Origin of the sequence: Veillonella sp. (genome assembly GCF_019414865.1) — a bacterium.
Taxonomy (GTDB): Bacteria; Bacillota; Negativicutes; order Veillonellales; family Veillonellaceae; genus Veillonella.
On record NZ_DXLG01000004.1, the window covers coordinates 9,915 to 26,373 of the forward strand.

General features: G+C 39.2%; 11 protein-coding genes. 3 read left to right on the forward strand and 8 right to left on the reverse strand.

The window, feature by feature from the left end:
* Positions 1-10: 10 nt before the first annotated feature.
* The 8 genes from QZ334_RS00565 to QZ334_RS00600 form a co-directional block, all read right to left on the reverse strand.
* Positions 11-1,210: an O-antigen ligase family protein gene (locus tag QZ334_RS00565; protein WP_295231005.1), complete on the reverse strand. Its 1,200-nt coding sequence runs from the start codon at positions 1,208-1,210 to the stop codon at positions 11-13.
* A 68-nt stretch (positions 1,211-1,278) separates the two neighbouring features.
* A complete protein-coding gene (locus tag QZ334_RS00570) occupies positions 1,279-2,223 on the reverse strand; it encodes a VirK/YbjX family protein (RefSeq protein WP_295231008.1) in 945 nt (314 codons plus the stop codon).
* Between the two features lie 40 nt (positions 2,224-2,263).
* Positions 2,264-3,349 (reverse strand): glycosyltransferase family 4 protein, encoded by a 1,086-nt coding sequence (locus QZ334_RS00575; protein ID WP_295231011.1) that lies wholly within the window; start codon positions 3,347-3,349, stop codon positions 2,264-2,266.
* A gap of 106 nt (positions 3,350-3,455) precedes the next feature.
* Complete coding sequence (locus QZ334_RS00580; protein ID WP_295231014.1) at positions 3,456-5,477, reverse strand: LTA synthase family protein; 2,022 nt, start codon at positions 5,475-5,477, stop codon at positions 3,456-3,458.
* 66 nt (positions 5,478-5,543) lie between these two features.
* Complete coding sequence (locus tag QZ334_RS00585) at positions 5,544-6,299, reverse strand: glycosyltransferase family 2 protein (protein WP_295231017.1); 756 nt, start codon at positions 6,297-6,299, stop codon at positions 5,544-5,546.
* A 56-nt stretch (positions 6,300-6,355) separates the two neighbouring features.
* Positions 6,356-8,335 carry an LTA synthase family protein gene (locus tag QZ334_RS00590; protein ID WP_295231021.1) on the reverse strand — a complete coding sequence of 660 codons (1,980 nt, stop codon included), beginning with the start codon at positions 8,333-8,335 and terminating at the stop codon, positions 6,356-6,358.
* Positions 8,336-8,533: 198 nt separating this feature from the next.
* Complete coding sequence (locus QZ334_RS00595) at positions 8,534-9,619, reverse strand: transcriptional regulator (protein ID WP_295231024.1); 1,086 nt, start codon at positions 9,617-9,619, stop codon at positions 8,534-8,536.
* Positions 9,620-9,770: 151 nt separating this feature from the next.
* Entirely contained in the window at positions 9,771-10,370 is a 600-nt protein-coding gene (locus tag QZ334_RS00600; RefSeq protein WP_295231027.1) for a class I SAM-dependent methyltransferase, read from the reverse strand.
* A gap of 274 nt (positions 10,371-10,644) precedes the next feature.
* Here QZ334_RS00600 and QZ334_RS00605 point away from each other — a divergent pair, with 274 nt between their 5' ends.
* The 3 genes from QZ334_RS00605 (at position 10,645) to QZ334_RS00615 (ending at position 16,407) form a co-directional block, all read left to right on the forward strand.
* Positions 10,645-12,009, forward strand: a complete 1,365-nt coding sequence (locus QZ334_RS00605; protein WP_295231030.1) for a hemolysin family protein — start codon at positions 10,645-10,647, stop codon at positions 12,007-12,009.
* 274 nt (positions 12,010-12,283) lie between these two features.
* Positions 12,284-13,348, forward strand: coding sequence for an efflux RND transporter periplasmic adaptor subunit (locus tag QZ334_RS00610; protein WP_295217289.1), 1,065 nt, complete (start codon positions 12,284-12,286; stop codon positions 13,346-13,348).
* Positions 13,345-16,407, forward strand: a complete 3,063-nt coding sequence (locus tag QZ334_RS00615; protein ID WP_295231034.1) for an efflux RND transporter permease subunit — start codon at positions 13,345-13,347, stop codon at positions 16,405-16,407. Before QZ334_RS00610 ends, QZ334_RS00615 begins: the two co-directional genes overlap by 4 nt.
* Positions 16,408-16,459 lie beyond the last annotated feature (52 nt).

Consider the following 16,459-nt stretch of genomic DNA (forward strand, 5'->3'; position numbering starts at 1 on the left):
TGATTCTCAATTAACTCTCAATTGTTTTCAATTGAATCATGATGCCCATAACAATCCAAAACATGCGAATACCAGATGAATTTCCCCACGTATAATCAACTGATCCAAATAGGAATAAGTAACTAATTAAACCTACAAGGATTGATAAATCATAAGGGTTTCTTGATTTAACATAATGTATCAAAGATTTACAGAATATAAAGAATGAAAAACCTAAGAATCCAATGAGCCCTAATAGGCCAGATTCAGAGGCTATTTGCAATAGATTATTATGAGAATGGCCTAGATCTTGAGTTTCTTGTTTTAATTTATAGTGTTCTCTATATGTTTTTTGCCATAATCCAGGACCAACACCTGTTACAGGATGATCCATAATCATATGCTTATCTGCTTCCCATACATAGATACGGCCCAAATTTGAACCATCTGTGCTTATATTAAAAGTGCTTTCAAAACGAGCTACATAGTCTTGATGACTACTAAATGCATATCCTATACCTACAACGGCTACAAGTAGTACCAATATATAGCGAATATTAACAAAGCAATAGCGCAATGTTATGAGTATACCGTTAATGCCATTAAATAACCAAGAACCACGGCTTTGATTGCCCCACATCCCCAATAACATACCAAATAAAGAGAATACAGCTGATTTTCTCAGATATGAAGGAAATGCTTTATCATAAGCAGCAATTAAAGCCAATGGAAAGGCCAATGTTAACAACATGGCTAGCCCCATCATAGAGCCGTGAATAACACCACCTGCACGACCTCCTGGACCTAAATTATAGCCCAATAGATACTGTGCAAAGGCAGATAAAGCATCAACGCCCATATATACAAAGAATACTGATAATATGGCGTATAATTTGGGAGAACTTTTAATAAATAACAGAATTGGTACGATGACTAATACCTTCCAAACCCAAATATTGAAGAAATATTTAGTAGTCACCGTTATTTCGGTACTAATTAATGCAGACGGCAATACGCATAGTAACATTCCTAAATAAGCCCATCCATATTGGCGTATGGACTGTGGTACAGAGATTTCATGTCGTCTATACCAACAAGTTACTAAGGTCATCAATATAATAAGGCTATATATTAAATTCCCTAATGCCATAGATGACCGCGTCGTACATATCATCAGTGAAATGAGTACGGTCAGCACCATTTCAGAATTCTTAATTATCCAAGATTGCATACTAACCCCTTTTCACCTACATAGTTACAATCTAATTTTCATCATATTAACATCTATTTTGTAGATATCTATTTTACACGTAACAATGGTTTCAGATGATCTTGAATCTCTTGCTCATATTGATCGAGTAATTCATAGCGTTTTCTGTATTGGCTACGTTTTTGTGATTTAATTTCTTCTATAGGTTTACGATATTCCTCTAATGGAATGTTGAAGAAACGGTCATCACTACATACAACACCACCAGATTCCTCCCACAATGGATCTAGCTCAGCTACCTTAGCACGGTGACCCCGAACTAAGTGGGTATTTGCGTAAAAGCCTTCATCAGAAACAGCGTAAATAGATTCTACCTTACAGGTAGCTGCAATATGGCGTAATAGGAACATAATAAAGTTTTTTGGTCGATACCCAAACATCTTTTTAGTAACTGTTTTAGCATTATCAAGGCCATCTTTATATCCTTGAATCGTGCCAATCCACATAGCGGGCTCCCCATTAAAACCTTTACCAAAGCGGAAGTTAGCATGGTATACGCCTTGTTTACCCAAGGTTAACAACAAGGTTAAAAACCCTTCTTTTCGTTGACCCGGTCCATAATATAAACGGGCCACCATATCAAGATCTTCTGATTTCCATACGATAAAACCACGATTCATACGACTAACATCGTCATAAATATTATCTGGATCTACAGAGTACATTTCACGTATGGCTTCGTCTGTAAATACATCTTTTAAATAATCAAAATGATTAATAATAGCCTCTAATCGTTCCTGTGGTGTTGAGCTTTTAAACAAGAAATATCGTGTCATTAACTCAAATAGACCAACTTGACGGTCTAATAAGGTTGGATCTGGCGTATAGCTTGCAAAATAGTTCTCTAGTGCCTCTATTTCTCGTTTATTGCGGATAGAGCGCATTGTATGGAGGAAAGTGCGTCGTGTTTCCCTCCAACTACGTTTGCCGTAAATCTTACGACCTCGCTGCCATTGTGTTTCTAAATATCCCATCTCAAACTCCTATCCACTAAAAAACTACCAAACCTTATCATTACTTATTAGTGGAGTGTAAATTATCTATAATCGTAACTAATTCATCTGCCACACGATTAACAATGAATCGCTGTTCCACAACTTGTCGTGCCTTTGTGATGATATTTGGCAAGTTTACAGCATCACTCATCACATGTTCTATGGCTTGTTGTAAGCTGTGTTCGTTCAACGGATCTACAATAAAGCCAGATTCACCATCGTCTATGATTTCTCGCTGAGCCCCAGAGCCACTTGTGATGACTGGTACACCGCAATACATAGCCTCACAAATAACGAGACCAAAGGCTTCACGCGTTATTGTTGGCAATAGTAAGCAATCTATGGATCTATATAAACCTTCAATATCTCGTGTAAAGCCTATAAATTCAACGTAAGAATGCATTTGATGTGCACGTATATAATCTTTTAATTTCTTAATTTGATCCTCTGTACCAGCCCCCGATATAATCAATCGAACATCGGGATTGTTTTGATGAATCTGTTCCAGAGCACTTAAAATCAGATACAAACCTTTCCGTTCTGTTATACGTGCACTATATCCAAAGGTTCTAACCTTATATTTCATGGGAACAGCATCTGAAAAAGACCGGAATCGGTTCGGATCAATACCATTATATACAACATGGTATTTGCTAGTATCCTTAATAGCAGGCGTCATAAGATCGTCATAAACAAGTTTAGACACACAAACAAAGGCATCTACTTGTGCATTGATCCATCTATGATATATATCTGTTTTACCAGGTACAAGATTATGCTTTATAAATACCAATTTAGCACCTGTTAACTGCTTAAGAGCAATACAGAATAAGATATATTTACCGGAGTGGCATACAATCGTATTAATCCCCTGTTCTTTCATCTGTTTAGCCACGGCATTAACAGATAGAAAACCCTTCAAGGTATAGAGATTGGCAGTCATCACATGGCCCACTTTGGCATACCGAGATTGCATATCTTCATTCGATTGGTCCACTAAGATATAGGCAGTCCTATGTCTCTGTTGTAATTGTTTACAAATATCATATACATATTGTTCGCCGCCACCCCAAATTTTGGCACCTACAACATTGATTATAGACATAGATTCCTCCTATCATACACATATCAATACACATTTAGTAGCATCTATTGATGTATACGAAATACTGGTTACATATACATCAATAGACTATTATCATTTAATTATACTACGACTTATTCATGCTGTCCTCATGATTAATGAGCCACATGGTCAACATTGTCCAATCTCGAGCATCATCTCCGTGATTATTAATAGGGCGAATTGGCTCAACCGGTTTATAGGACGGTATGTTACTTTCACCATAATCCATACGAACATCGCCCATCATATGAGGCGTAATCCATTGATATGGTGTAACTAATGTATCTGGCTGTTCATCAAACAAGGACGGTACGATGGAATAATATTCGAAACCCTTTGGCGCAATGGCTTCAATTATAGTAGGCATGAGGCTCATATGCGTGCCAATGGGCGCCGTAATCATATCCTTGGTGAAAGCAAAATGTTGTAACAGCCCTACCGTACAGAATGTATCGCGCAAGGTATAGTCTCGTTGAATTAAGGATGTATTATTCAAAGAGCCAAATAGATTAGAGTGGTCACCAGTGACAACGAATAAACTATCAGGAAATGCCTCTTTCATAGCATTAACAAAGTTAAAAATTGCCTTATCACTATAGCGATAGGTAGCCAATTCCTTATTGCGTTTCTTATTGGATTTTAAATCATCTCCAAGGTTTGGCATCACCTGTTCAGGATCATAATCTAATAAGGAATCCTCCATTTTATAAGGTCCATGATTGGATGTTGTGTAAATAAAATGGAATGTAGGATGTTCTAAAGATTTGATTTCCTCTTCAATATGTTCTAAAAATACATGATCATAGACGCCTACCCATGTTTTAGGTGCATGGGGACCACAAAAAACGGAAGCACTTTCTACGCGGTCAAATCCTTGAGCCTTACCAAAGTGATTAAAGTTACCATACGATGCATTGCCACCATACCAATAAATCGTATCATAACCTAAACGTTTCATTTGAGATGCCAAAGAAGTCGGCAATGATTCATGCCAGAAGGCTTCCCGTTCATTGATTTCCATACCCGCATCATAGACACCAGATAACAGACTCACAATGGATGGACGAGATACATTACCGGCAGGCAAGAAATTAGGTACTTGCGCCGTATGTGGATTATCTTTAAAATCCCATAAACCAGGACATATATTAAGTTCCTTATAAGGTTCATCAAGAGACCATTGTGGGATACTTTCACCAACAATAAAGAATATATGTTGTGGTTTATCAATACGAGGACCTGATGCAACGCGCTTAAACGCATGAAGCGGTGTATTCAAATCCTGCCAAGAATCTTTATATTTCTTAGGAACAATGCGGTGAATCGCGTCATCAATGTCCTCACCGGATGCGGTATATTCATCACGAAGTGGATGTTTTAGCACCGTTTCTAAGGCACATAGATCTGGCACTGTAGCACGAGCAAAGAATATATCCTCTTTTACTACTGTAGGAATCGTATCCCATTCTGGTTTATCATCATGAGATAAGGTTCCACCATAGCGGAACCAATAAAACCCTAAAACGGAGGCAGCCACAAGACCTATATTCCAAGCTACAGTAGGCCAAGTTCCTTCAATAGTTGGATAAGGTATAGATGGCAAGGATAAGAAGAAATCACCCATGTACCAGGATATAAATGTAATAGGAATCAATCCTAGGATGACAAGCATTCCTCGATCTTGATTAAAGAATACATCAATCAAATTACGTTTCTCTGCATGATTTCCATAATGAACCATGTAGTTGTACGTATCATGGAAATGCTTGTAGAAGATCATTTTTCCTGCAAAGGCTGCGTACAGAACACAGGAATAAATCGTTAGCCCCACCAATCGTAAGGAATCCTCTATTTGATGGTATCCTTCAAACCATAGTCCAGGGAGTGTTACCAAAACTAAGGGTAGTAAGAATACATAAGCATCAAAATCCATGCCCCACCAGAAGCCGTAACGCAATGAACCTACTACAGATTTCCAGCGCTCCTTCCATGTGGGGTAGGGATTATACACAATCATAAATACGATTCGAAAGATGGTGCTCAATATAGGAGCCCAAAGCATTAATTTTATATTTTGTTGTAGGGATAGAAAAAATTGTTCACTCATTTATACTTCCATATCTACTTTAAGAACAATAATTCCCCATAGCAATCTACTATACTAAATCACCAATTATAATTGCCCATTCGATTTATTTAAATAATATAATTTTACATATTTCGTCATGGTGTACATCATATGGTAAATAGATAATAGAAAACCTATTTTTCCATCTAATATGCCGCCTTGCAAAATATATATCTTAAAGAATGCCCATGTAGGACGCAATATAATATCCCCTAAAAAACTACAAGACTTCCCTTGTGCCTTGTATTTATTAGCTGCTGCTGTCGTATACTTATTAAACTTCTCAAAGAATTGATGCCAATTATCATATGTATAGTGATACAACTTTCCTTCTAATGTATCTTGTGGGTATGGGCTGATAAAGGCTTCATGAACAGCACCTTCTACAGTTGCACCCTCTCGAGGCATCAATCGTAGCACCTTATCAGGTCTCACCACACCATGGGTTGCCTGATTATGATGGAACAAGTTATATCGACGTAGCCAATACGCCTTCGGTTCTCCTTGAATAGCTCGTTGAATAGACTTTGCTAACTCTGGTGATACACGTTCATCAGAATCGACAAATAGAATCCATTCACTCTGAGCTTGTGAAATACCAAAGCGTCGTTGTTGTGACCAATCTCCATTTAACGGATGTGGTATGACCTTTGCACCCAATCCAGTAGCGAGTGATACTGTTTGATCTGTACTACCATCATCGATAACTAGGATTTCATCAGCAAATTGAATACTTTTAATACAATCTACAATATGTTGTTCTTCATTGCGCGCTAAGATAATAGCCGTCACAGTACTCATAGATAATCCTTTAGCTTATAAATCAATTACATTTAATACATAAAAATGTGTAGTTTTTATTGGATGACATCCCCATGTTTGATACGCCATGCCGCAAGTTCGCGCATGTCTTTAATTACCTTACCATAGGCTTGAGGCATGTTTGTGCCTTGTTCCATAAGTTTTCCATTGTTATCTAGATAGAGTCTATGGTTAAAGACAAATTCCTCTTGTGTAAATAGACTTGGCACCATCGCTTCATAGGTTTGACCAGGACGTCCCACAAGTTCTGCCAAGGTTGGAATAATTTGAATGCTCATGCCAAAAGCGTTTGGAGCGAGCCAGTCTTTATGAATACCGCGACCGTAGAAGATAATCGGAATCGTAGATGCCACATTAGGCCCTACTTCACGGGCAAAGGTAAATCGTTCACTATGGTCTCCAGTGATAACAAAGAGCGCAGAAGGATCTGCTTTTTCTTCACTGGCGATGAACTCGCCCATCACGTGGTCTGCATACCAAATATGGCCCATTTCGTTCAATTGCTTGTCAGTTTCTGCAATTGTATCAGGCAAATGGCCTTTTACCTTATTCACATCATACCCTTCTTTAGCGACATTAACGCTATATGGAGGATGATTCGATGTGGTCATGATAACATTGAGAATTTTTTCCCCTCTATGTTGATCCATGTAAGCGGAAATGGCTTTAAACATATCCTTATCGGCTACGCCCCACGCATTGCTTTCATCGCTTGGCATTTCAGACGCATCATGGAATTCATCAAAACCTTGAGACAAGGCAAAGTTCTTAACATTTTGCCATGTACTAAAGCCGCCGTACCAGAATACAGTTTTGTAGCCTAGCTTTTTCATAACAGAGCCAATGCCTAAACCGTACGGTTGTTTGAAACTTTCACCTTCGTAATTAGGATATAGACCTGTATCTGGCATACCTGTGAGCAAACCATTGATAGCAGGCATCGTGCCTGTACCTTGGGCAAGAGCGAGCTGCGTGCTCATCGCTTGAGGACTGGCAGCGTATTTACGACCTTGTTCAACAAGGTACGCACCAGGTTCGTTGTATTCAGCGAGGAATGGCCACAAACCATAGGATTCACCGAGAACGATATTGATGGACTGTGGTTGCTCCGCTAAACGCTCTGTCGTAATAGTTCTTGTGAAAGAACCATCAAAATCCTTACCATTAAATGTTCCACCGATGGCACTGATTTTCTCACTCAATTCTTGAGGGGTTAAGTTGATAACCTCTAACTCATCCGCGCGCTTTGCAATACTTTTAACACGATAAAGAGCCTGCACATCGTCGAGGATGGTTTCGTTTAATAGATTAGAACTGAGGCGTGCTGCACTTTCCCAGTTGATGGAATTCGTATAGTTAAAAGCACCACCAAATCTAAAGAACAGACCTAATACACCGATAGCTACAGTCAATCCAATACCTGTGATCCATTGCGTTTTCTTAGTCTTAGGATACCAAGTAGGACAAACTAATTGAGTATCAGCGTAATCTCTATATTTCTTTGTACCCCACGCCAAGAATTTAACGAGGAAATAACATAGGGCTGCGCTCAATACTACGGCCCCAACAATGTACATGAGGGCGTTATATTCATTAATCGCCGTATTTACAATGGCGCTGATATCATCGTTTTTACCATTGATGAGCATCGCATTATAAGAAGAATTAAAAATCTTATAGAATGGAATGCGCCCCAAGAATAAGAAGGTTAACAGTACCGTTGCAATAGAATAGATAACCTGTTTAATGCGCAAGGATGGCCATTTTGGTACAAAGGTATGCACCAATGTGCCTCCTAAAAAGCCTAGTAAACACAAAGAACCGACTGTCTTGAGACTCAATCTAAAGCCTAGCCATAAGGAGGTAAGGATATTCTCCATCGTCACAGATGCTAGCTGTGATTGAAATACTGCAAGAAACACGATTCTAAATGCAGTCAACAAAGCAGAGAAAAAGATAAACACCTTAATCTCTGTCTTTATGCCTTCAAATAATCGTTGCCATCGGTTCATCATTAACCCCTACTATTCTCATATAACGTAACTACTCTATATTACCTAACTATAATTATGTTGGATATTTCTTACATTTAGGCCCCTTACATCGCTTGCATTTACCGCATCCACGGTCGATAGTTCCAGCACTTGCCGATTTCTTCGCACTAGTACTCTCCTTGGTTCTCTGTTCAGAGGACTTACTATTCCGTACAGAAACTATCGTTTTTGCTTTTTTTCGGATTTATCCTTTTTGGATTTTTTATCCTTTTTCTTGTCTTTATTCTTATCTTTTTTACTGAAAGTATCGCCTAAAAAGACGGTTTTTAACTTGTCATTTAAGACTTTAAGCTTCTTTTCAGCCTTGTCTTTCTTTTTCTTTAACTTATCTTCGGATTTAGAATGTTTGTCTTCCTTAGACTTTTTATGTTTTTTGTCCTTTTTATCCTCTTTAGACTTTTTACCATCTTTGGACTTTTTATCCTCTTTGGATTTCTTGTCACCCTTAGATTTCTTATCTTCTTTAGATTTTTTTTCGTCCTTGGATTTTTTTACGTCAGTTCCATTGATACGCGCCCATTCATCATCTACGCGTTTCAATTGCTTTTTAAGAAGCTTTTCCATCTTCTTATTGGCTTTATCTGAATCTAAGCCAGACTTACCGAATAATAAAGCATTTACTGCTGTATATGGATCAATAGAGGACATATTTTCTTCATCCATGTGATGGACTTCTAAGCTTTCCACACCTTCTAATGGATTTACATCCATATGCTCTACAATGTCTTCATCAAGGTCCGATATCTCATGTTGGGAGCTTTCACCAGATCCTGTAAAAAGACCGCCCATAGAATGCAATTCGTTCAATTTAATATGGTTCATGCCCACTGTAGAATCATGCTGTACAGGAATATCCGATAATTGGACCTGTTCCATAGCGTATACATCATTATTATGACTAGCACCCTTACCAAGATAAGATCCATCAGAAATGATAATATCCTCTTTATCGTCGCCTAATACATTGCCAAACAAATCCTCTTCAAGAGAATCATAGGTATGCAACATGGACATCCGTTTTTGAACCTCTTCAATTTGATTCCACAAATCAACGAGAGAGGATGTATAGTATATGCGTTCCTTAATCTCTAAATAAGCTTGGTAAACGATAGCCAATTCAGTTTCATTGAGTCCCTCTTCGGCACCAATTTCTTCAATCATTTGTTGGATTTGTTGATCTCGATCATAACGTTTAATTAAGGCCTTGCGAATACGTTCAATCAATGCTGTATCGATGATTTCCACGGGTACCTCCAGTCTTCAATACACTCAGCCCTATCCACTACATTAGCGCATACGAATCAATGTATAGAACCATAAAAAATAATTTGATTTTATAATCTCTAATATATTATTATATCAGAATTTATCTGCTTTTTCCTTAATAATCAATGCACTAAAATAAATTAACTGAATACACTAAAATTCGTTCCTTTTCATCGCTTTCTTCAAAAAGATCGCTGCAATCGATAGGTTCTTCCTGTTCGAGTCGCACATGGTTATTTAAGAAGTTTTCTACCTCTTCGTTAACATAGTAGAAAAATAATTTAATTTCACGCGGATGATGATACAGGGAATCAAAAATATTTCCTAGAACGCGCTTAATCGTATGGAGTGCAAAGGGATTAAAGAAAAAGCATCGATCTGCTTGAGCTGGCAATTCATAGAGCGCCGCATCACCTAGCACAAAACTCACACGATTGCGAGCTGCTGGGCTTTCACCATTGGTAAGAGCCTTTTCATACAATCGTTCATCGTATTCGATACCAATAGAGTGACAACCCGTTTGGTACGCCATAAAAATGCTGACACGACCCTTGCCACTGCCATAATCGATGAGCGTATTTTTCTTACGAATATAACCACTATTTGCCAAGCGCTCTAGCACGCAATAATCAGTCGGCTCGTATGGATGATGCTCCGTATCGGACCGACTATCATCACGACCTGCTGTCTTTATTTGTAAAACCTGTTCCCATTCCTGTTCACTTGTCATAAATCTAATCCTATCATGAGGTCCCAATTATACGGACTATTATTACTACTAACCTTGATATGTATATACTATACCCTTATTAGAGCAATATTTACAAATTAAAGGCAATCATGTATCATAATATATGACAAAGGAAGTCAATGTGAGACACGTTTTCACGCAAACAAAAAAGGAGGGTGGTGGCCCTCCTTTTTTTGTGCTAGTTATATGGTATACTAAAGAGTAATATTTTAATATTCTCATGTGCAGAATATAAAAAGGAGTATCTATTTACATGGACAGTGATCTGACCTTAGATTTTATAATTATCGTCGTATTAATCATCGCCAATGGCTTGTTCTCCATGACGGAGTTAGCCATCGTCAATGCTAAAAAACGTAAACTCGAAGAAATGGCCGAAGCAGGCAACGAGCGTGCTAAAAAAGCCTTTGAATTAGCAGAGAATCCAAATAATATGTTTTCTACTATTCAAATTGGTATTACTCTCGTTGGTATTTTAACTGGTTTATATTCTGGTGCGACCTTCTCTGGTCCTTTAGAAGAGATTTTAGTAGCTAATATTCCAAGTATTGAGCCCTATGCAGCATCCATTAGCTCCTTACTCATCGTTGCTATTATCACCTATTTATCCCTCGTTATTGGCGAGCTCGTACCAAAACGATTAGCTTTAAATAGTCCTGAAAGCATTGCCGTTGTTGTATCTAAACCAATTTACTGGTTATCTGTAGCATTAAAACCTATTGTTAGCTTCCTCGGCGTTTCCACAGAATTCCTCTTAAAATTACTAGGCGTGACTGTGAAAGAAGAGGCGCCTGTTACAGAGTCTGAAATCAACAAGATGCTCACCGAAGGTGTTGCCATGGGTGCTTATGAAGAAGAGGAACCTATCCTCGTAGAAAATATCTTCCACCTAGCAGATATGAATGCTGGCGACATCATGACACCTCGTACACAGCTCAAATGGATTGACCTTAATGGCACAGAGGATGAAATTATGGAAGTCCTCAAAAATGCTAACCATTACCGCATTCCTGTAGGTACCGATTCCTTGGACGAACTAAAGGGTCTCGTAACTGTATCTGATGTATTGGTACAGATCATGCAACGTCCTAGCGAACGCTCTATTCATGATATTATTGAATCTTGTTTGAAAGAACCATTACTCATTCCAGAGTCCATTACCCTCATGAAATTGTTGAACGTACTCCGTACAGAAGGCGTTCACGAAACGATCGTTCTCGACGAATACGGCGGTTTCAGTGGTCTTGTAACCTTACATGATATTATGGAAGAAATCGTAGGTCTCATGCCTTCTGGTGAAGAAGAAATCAAGGAAGAAGAAAATAAGATTGTCGAACGTGAAGACGGTTCTTGGCTTGTAGATGGACTTCTCGACGTAGACGAATTCAAAGAATTCTTCCATATCGATCAAGAATTACCAGGCGAAGAAAAAGACTTATACAAAACAATGGGCGGTCTATTAAACGTTCTCTTTGGTCGCATTCCAAAAGAATTAGACAAAGCAAAATGGAATGGCTATACCTTTGAAGTGGTAGATATGGATAACACCCGTATAGATAAGATTCTTGTAACCTATGAAGAACCTATCGTAGTACAAGAAACAGAAGAAAAAGATTAATACCTACTAGCTTGTAGACTTATGAGCATTGTAGATTTATAAAGAGTGAGTTCTCCTATGGAGGACTCACTTTTTATATATACCCCTAGCCGTTTACAGCTAAATATAGTATTATTAAATTGTATAAAATATATAATCAGACCTAATAGAGCTATTAATTACTATAATTTTAATGGCTAATTTAGATCTACTCTCATAATATGGAGTCCTATGAATGCTACCTACATGTAGTTGTGTGTCATAGGGCTTATGTGTGGTATAAAGGAGAGATTCTATGAATCAACGAGTCATAGCAACCATAGGGGCCCTCTTAATCGGGACTGCTGTCATAAGTGGTTGTGGATCTGAAAAGCAACCTGAGGATACGAGCCTCAAGGTGCGTACTATCACCATCGGTGAAGAATCTGGTACTACAGGTGCTGGCTATGCAGGCACCATCCATAATAAAACAGAAACCAACTTGGCCTTTCAAATTGGTGGGCGCGTCATCAATAAATTCGTAAATGTTGGTGATGTGGTTCAAGCAGGACAAGTGATTGCTCAAATTAATGGTTCAGATACATCAGCTCAAGTGCAAAATGCTGAGGGTGCTGTAAAAGCTGCTCAATCGGCCTATGAATTAGCAGAAACCAATGCTAAGCGATATCGCGAGCTCTACGCGCAACAAGCGATTAGTAAATTGCAATTAGACCAAGCAGAAAACCAATTGAATGCTACCTCTGCTCAATTACAACAAGCACAGGCTAGCCTCAATTTGAGTAGCAATCAAAATAGCTATACTACTTTGACTGCTCCTGATACAGGTATTATTACAGCTTTCAATATTGAAGCAGGCCAAGTCGTAGCAGCCGGTCAAAGCGTCGGTACCTTAGCAGCTGGTCGCGACCCAGAAGCAGTCATTGCCCTTCCTGAACAAGAATTGACTAAGGTTCATGTGGGAAGCCCTGCCACTATTACATTCTGGGCTCTACCAGATGTAACCGTACAAGGTGTGGTCCGTGAAATTTCACCAGTTCCTGACCCTGTAGCGAGAACGTATACCGTAAAAATTACCTTACAAAATCCTCCAAAAGAGGTACAACTAGGCATGACGATCAATGCTAATCTATCTACTACAGATAGCACCAATATTTCCATTCCGTTAACGGCTCTTGTAAAAGACTCTAATGGCAATAATGCAGTGTATATTATCCGAGACAAAAAAGCTCATCTCGTACCGATTAAGACTGGTGAATTTGGTAAGAACTCTGTCATCGTCACATCTGGTTTAGCTAAGGGTGACATTGTCATCACCGCAGGTACCCAACAATTACAAGAAGGGACGGCGGTGAGTCAATGAAACAATTTAACTTAGCCGAATGGGCCCTCAAACATAAGTCCATTATCTACTACTTCATGGCTGTGCTCCTTACCTTTGGTATCTTTTCATACAACCATATGGGACGTATGGAAGACCCAGACTTTACGATGCGCACCATGGTAGTCGGCGTTGCTTGGCCGGGGGCTTCCCCACAAGAAATGTCAGATCAGGTAACGGACAAATTAGAAGAAAAACTGCGCGACCTACCTGGCGTCGATTATACAAAATCTTTCACAGATGGCAGCAAATCAGTTATTTATATTAATCTGAAAGAAAATCTACCATCCGATAAAATCCGTCCCGCTTGGGAAGAAGCGCGGAACATGATTAACGATGAATGGAAGTCATTACCACAAGGTGTTCAAGGACCGACCATCAACGACAGATTCGATGATGTATACGGCATTATCTACGCTATTAGCGGCGATGAATTCTCGTACGAAGAAAAGCGTCAACAAGCAGAAGACTTAAAACGTCAGCTTTTATCTGTTCCAAACGTTAAGAAAATCAGCCTCATTGGGGTTCAACAACAAACCCTTAATGTAACGATTAATAAGGATAAATTAGCATCCTATAAAATCAGTACACAACAGCTATTAACAGCTATTAAACAGCAAAGTATGATGGTGCCAGCTGGTATGATTACGACGGATACGAATAATGTATATCTCCGCGTGAACGGTCTATTCGATAGTCCACAAGCCGTACAAGATATGCCAATTCGCATCAATAATCAAACCTTGCGCCTCGGCGACATGGCTGATGTGACCATGACATACCAAGACCCTAGCAATCCTCAATTCTACTATGAAGGCAAGCCAGCTATCGGTATTGCCATTTCCATGGATGCTGGGGCTAACAATGTGGAATTTGGTGAAGCTATCGACAAAAAGCTAGCAGAGTTGAAGAAAACCATCCCTGCAGGCCTTGAACTCGATCAAGTATCTAACCAGCCACATATTGTTAAGGAATCCATTGGGGACTTCTCACAATCCTTATTTGAAGCCATCGCCATCGTATTGCTCGTAAGCTTTGCATCTCTTGGCTTGCGTACAGGTGTGGTCGTAGCCCTCACTATTCCAGTCGTTGTATCTACCACATTCATTTTGATGTATGAAAATGGCATTTATCTGCACAAGGTTAGTCTAGGTGCATTAATACTGGCTCTAGGCCTCCTCGTAGACGATGCCATCATCGTTGTAGAAATGATGAGCGTTAAGCTCGAAGAAGGTTGGGGGCACTTTAGATCTGCCACCTTTGCTTATCAATCGACAGCGTTCCCTATGCTATCTGGTACGCTCATTACCTGTACTGGCTTCTTGCCATTAGCACTCGCAGAAGGCATGGTAGCAGAGTTTACAAAATCTCTATCCATCGTTGTATTTATGGCGCTCATCCTATCTTGGTTCGCCTCTGTTCTCGTCAGCCCTGTTCTCGGTTATAAAATTATCGAAAACAAGGCTCCAAAACCTGAATCAGAATGGAACAAACGAGACCGTATCATGCATAAGCTCAGTGTTACATTCTATGATAAGTTTGAAAAACTGTTACATTGGGCCTTAGGACATCATAAGGTCGTATTACTCATAACCTTAGGTGCTTTTCTGTTATCCCTACTTTCACTACCATTGATTAAACAGGAATTTTTCCCATCATCAACGCGTAATGAAATCATAGTATCTATGCAATTTCCTCAAAGTTCGTCCATCGAATATACTACAAACCAAGCTAAAATCATCGACGAACACTTACAAGGTAACGAACATATTTCCACCTTTACATCCTACATTGGACAAGGTTCTCCACGTTTCGTCCTCACCTTGGAACCGGAATTACAACGGAACAATTTCTTGCAATATGTAATCGTCACAAAATCCTTAGAGGACCGCGATAAATTATATGCAGAATTGACGCCATACTTAAATGAAGAATTCCCATCTGCCCTTGTAAATACGCAGTTCTTACAAATTGGTCCACCATCTAAATATCCAGTGATGCTCCGCGTTTCTGGACCTGATCAAAAGGTGGTAAAAGAAATTGCCAACAAGATAAAAGAGAAGATGCAAGGCGACAAGGATTTACATAACATAGCCTTTGACTGGCCAGATACAGAACCAGTAGCCAATATCCATATCGATCCTAACAAGGCTCGCTTACTCGGTATCGATAGCTATGCCGTATCCTTAAACTTACAAAGCCTATTATCTGGCACTAAATCTGGTGAATACTACGAAGGTAACCAAACAATTCCTGTGACATTCCGTTTAGGAGATAATGAACAACACAACTTAAGTGCTCTTTCCTCCTTACCGATACAAACAGGTAATGGTTCCTATGTACCGCTTAGTCAAATTGCAACTATCACCATGACACAAGAGGATGGTATTATCTGGCATCGCAACATGATGCCAACCATCAGCATTCACGCCAATGTAAAAGCCGGTGTTTTAGGCAATGCGAAAACAAAAGAGGTTTATAAATCCTTACAAGACATTCGCGATTCCTTGCCTACAGGCTATACCATTGAACTTGATGGAGCCGCTGAAAAGAGCGTCACAGCCGTACAAAATCTAGCAACCCCAATGCCAATTATGCTCTTTGTGATCATGACAATTCTCATGTTCCAATTAAAGCGTATTGCTCTCATGATTATGGCTTTGCTCACAGCGCCTCTTGGATTAATCGGCGTCGTATTAGCTCTCAATATTACGAGAACACCATTAGGCTTTATGGCTATTCTAGGTATCATCGCCCTTTCTGGCATGATCATCCGTAACTCCATTATCTTGTTAGACCAAATTGAAATCCACAAAGCAGAAGGACAAAAACCACTTGAAGCGATTATCAACTCCGCTACACTTCGTTTCCGTCCTATCATGCTCACCGCTATCGCAGCGATTTTAGGCATGATTCCTCTTATGGGATCTGTATTCTGGAGCCCACTTGCCATCGCCTTTAGCGGCGGCTTACTAGTGGCAACAGTGCTAACACTTATCGTATTACCAGTCATGTATGCAACATGGTATAAGGTTAAATAAATAATATAAATAGATATCTATTATAATCTAATAATTGATTGACTACTAATTC

Excerpts from the sequence above, each read along its gene's own strand:
- QZ334_RS00575 (WP_295231011.1), bottom strand. The coding sequence starts at position 3,349 with ATGTCTATAATCAATGTTGTAGGTGCCAAAATTTGGGGTGGCGGCGAA.
- QZ334_RS00565 (WP_295231005.1), bottom strand. The coding sequence starts at position 1,210 with ATGCAATCTTGGATAATTAAGAATTCTGAAATGGTGCTGACCGTACTC.
- QZ334_RS00615 (WP_295231034.1), top strand. The coding sequence starts at position 13,345 with ATGAAACAATTTAACTTAGCCGAATGGGCCCTCAAACATAAGTCCATT.
- QZ334_RS00580 (WP_295231014.1), bottom strand. The coding sequence starts at position 5,477 with ATGAGTGAACAATTTTTTCTATCCCTACAACAAAATATAAAATTAATG.
- QZ334_RS00600 (WP_295231027.1), bottom strand. The coding sequence starts at position 10,370 with ATGACAAGTGAACAGGAATGGGAACAGGTTTTACAAATAAAGACAGCA.
- QZ334_RS00605 (WP_295231030.1), top strand. The coding sequence starts at position 10,645 with ATGGACAGTGATCTGACCTTAGATTTTATAATTATCGTCGTATTAATC.
- QZ334_RS00590 (WP_295231021.1), bottom strand. The coding sequence starts at position 8,335 with ATGATGAACCGATGGCAACGATTATTTGAAGGCATAAAGACAGAGATT.
- QZ334_RS00610 (WP_295217289.1), top strand. The coding sequence starts at position 12,284 with ATGAATCAACGAGTCATAGCAACCATAGGGGCCCTCTTAATCGGGACT.
- QZ334_RS00585 (WP_295231017.1), bottom strand. The coding sequence starts at position 6,299 with ATGAGTACTGTGACGGCTATTATCTTAGCGCGCAATGAAGAACAACAT.
- QZ334_RS00570 (WP_295231008.1), bottom strand. The coding sequence starts at position 2,223 with ATGGGATATTTAGAAACACAATGGCAGCGAGGTCGTAAGATTTACGGC.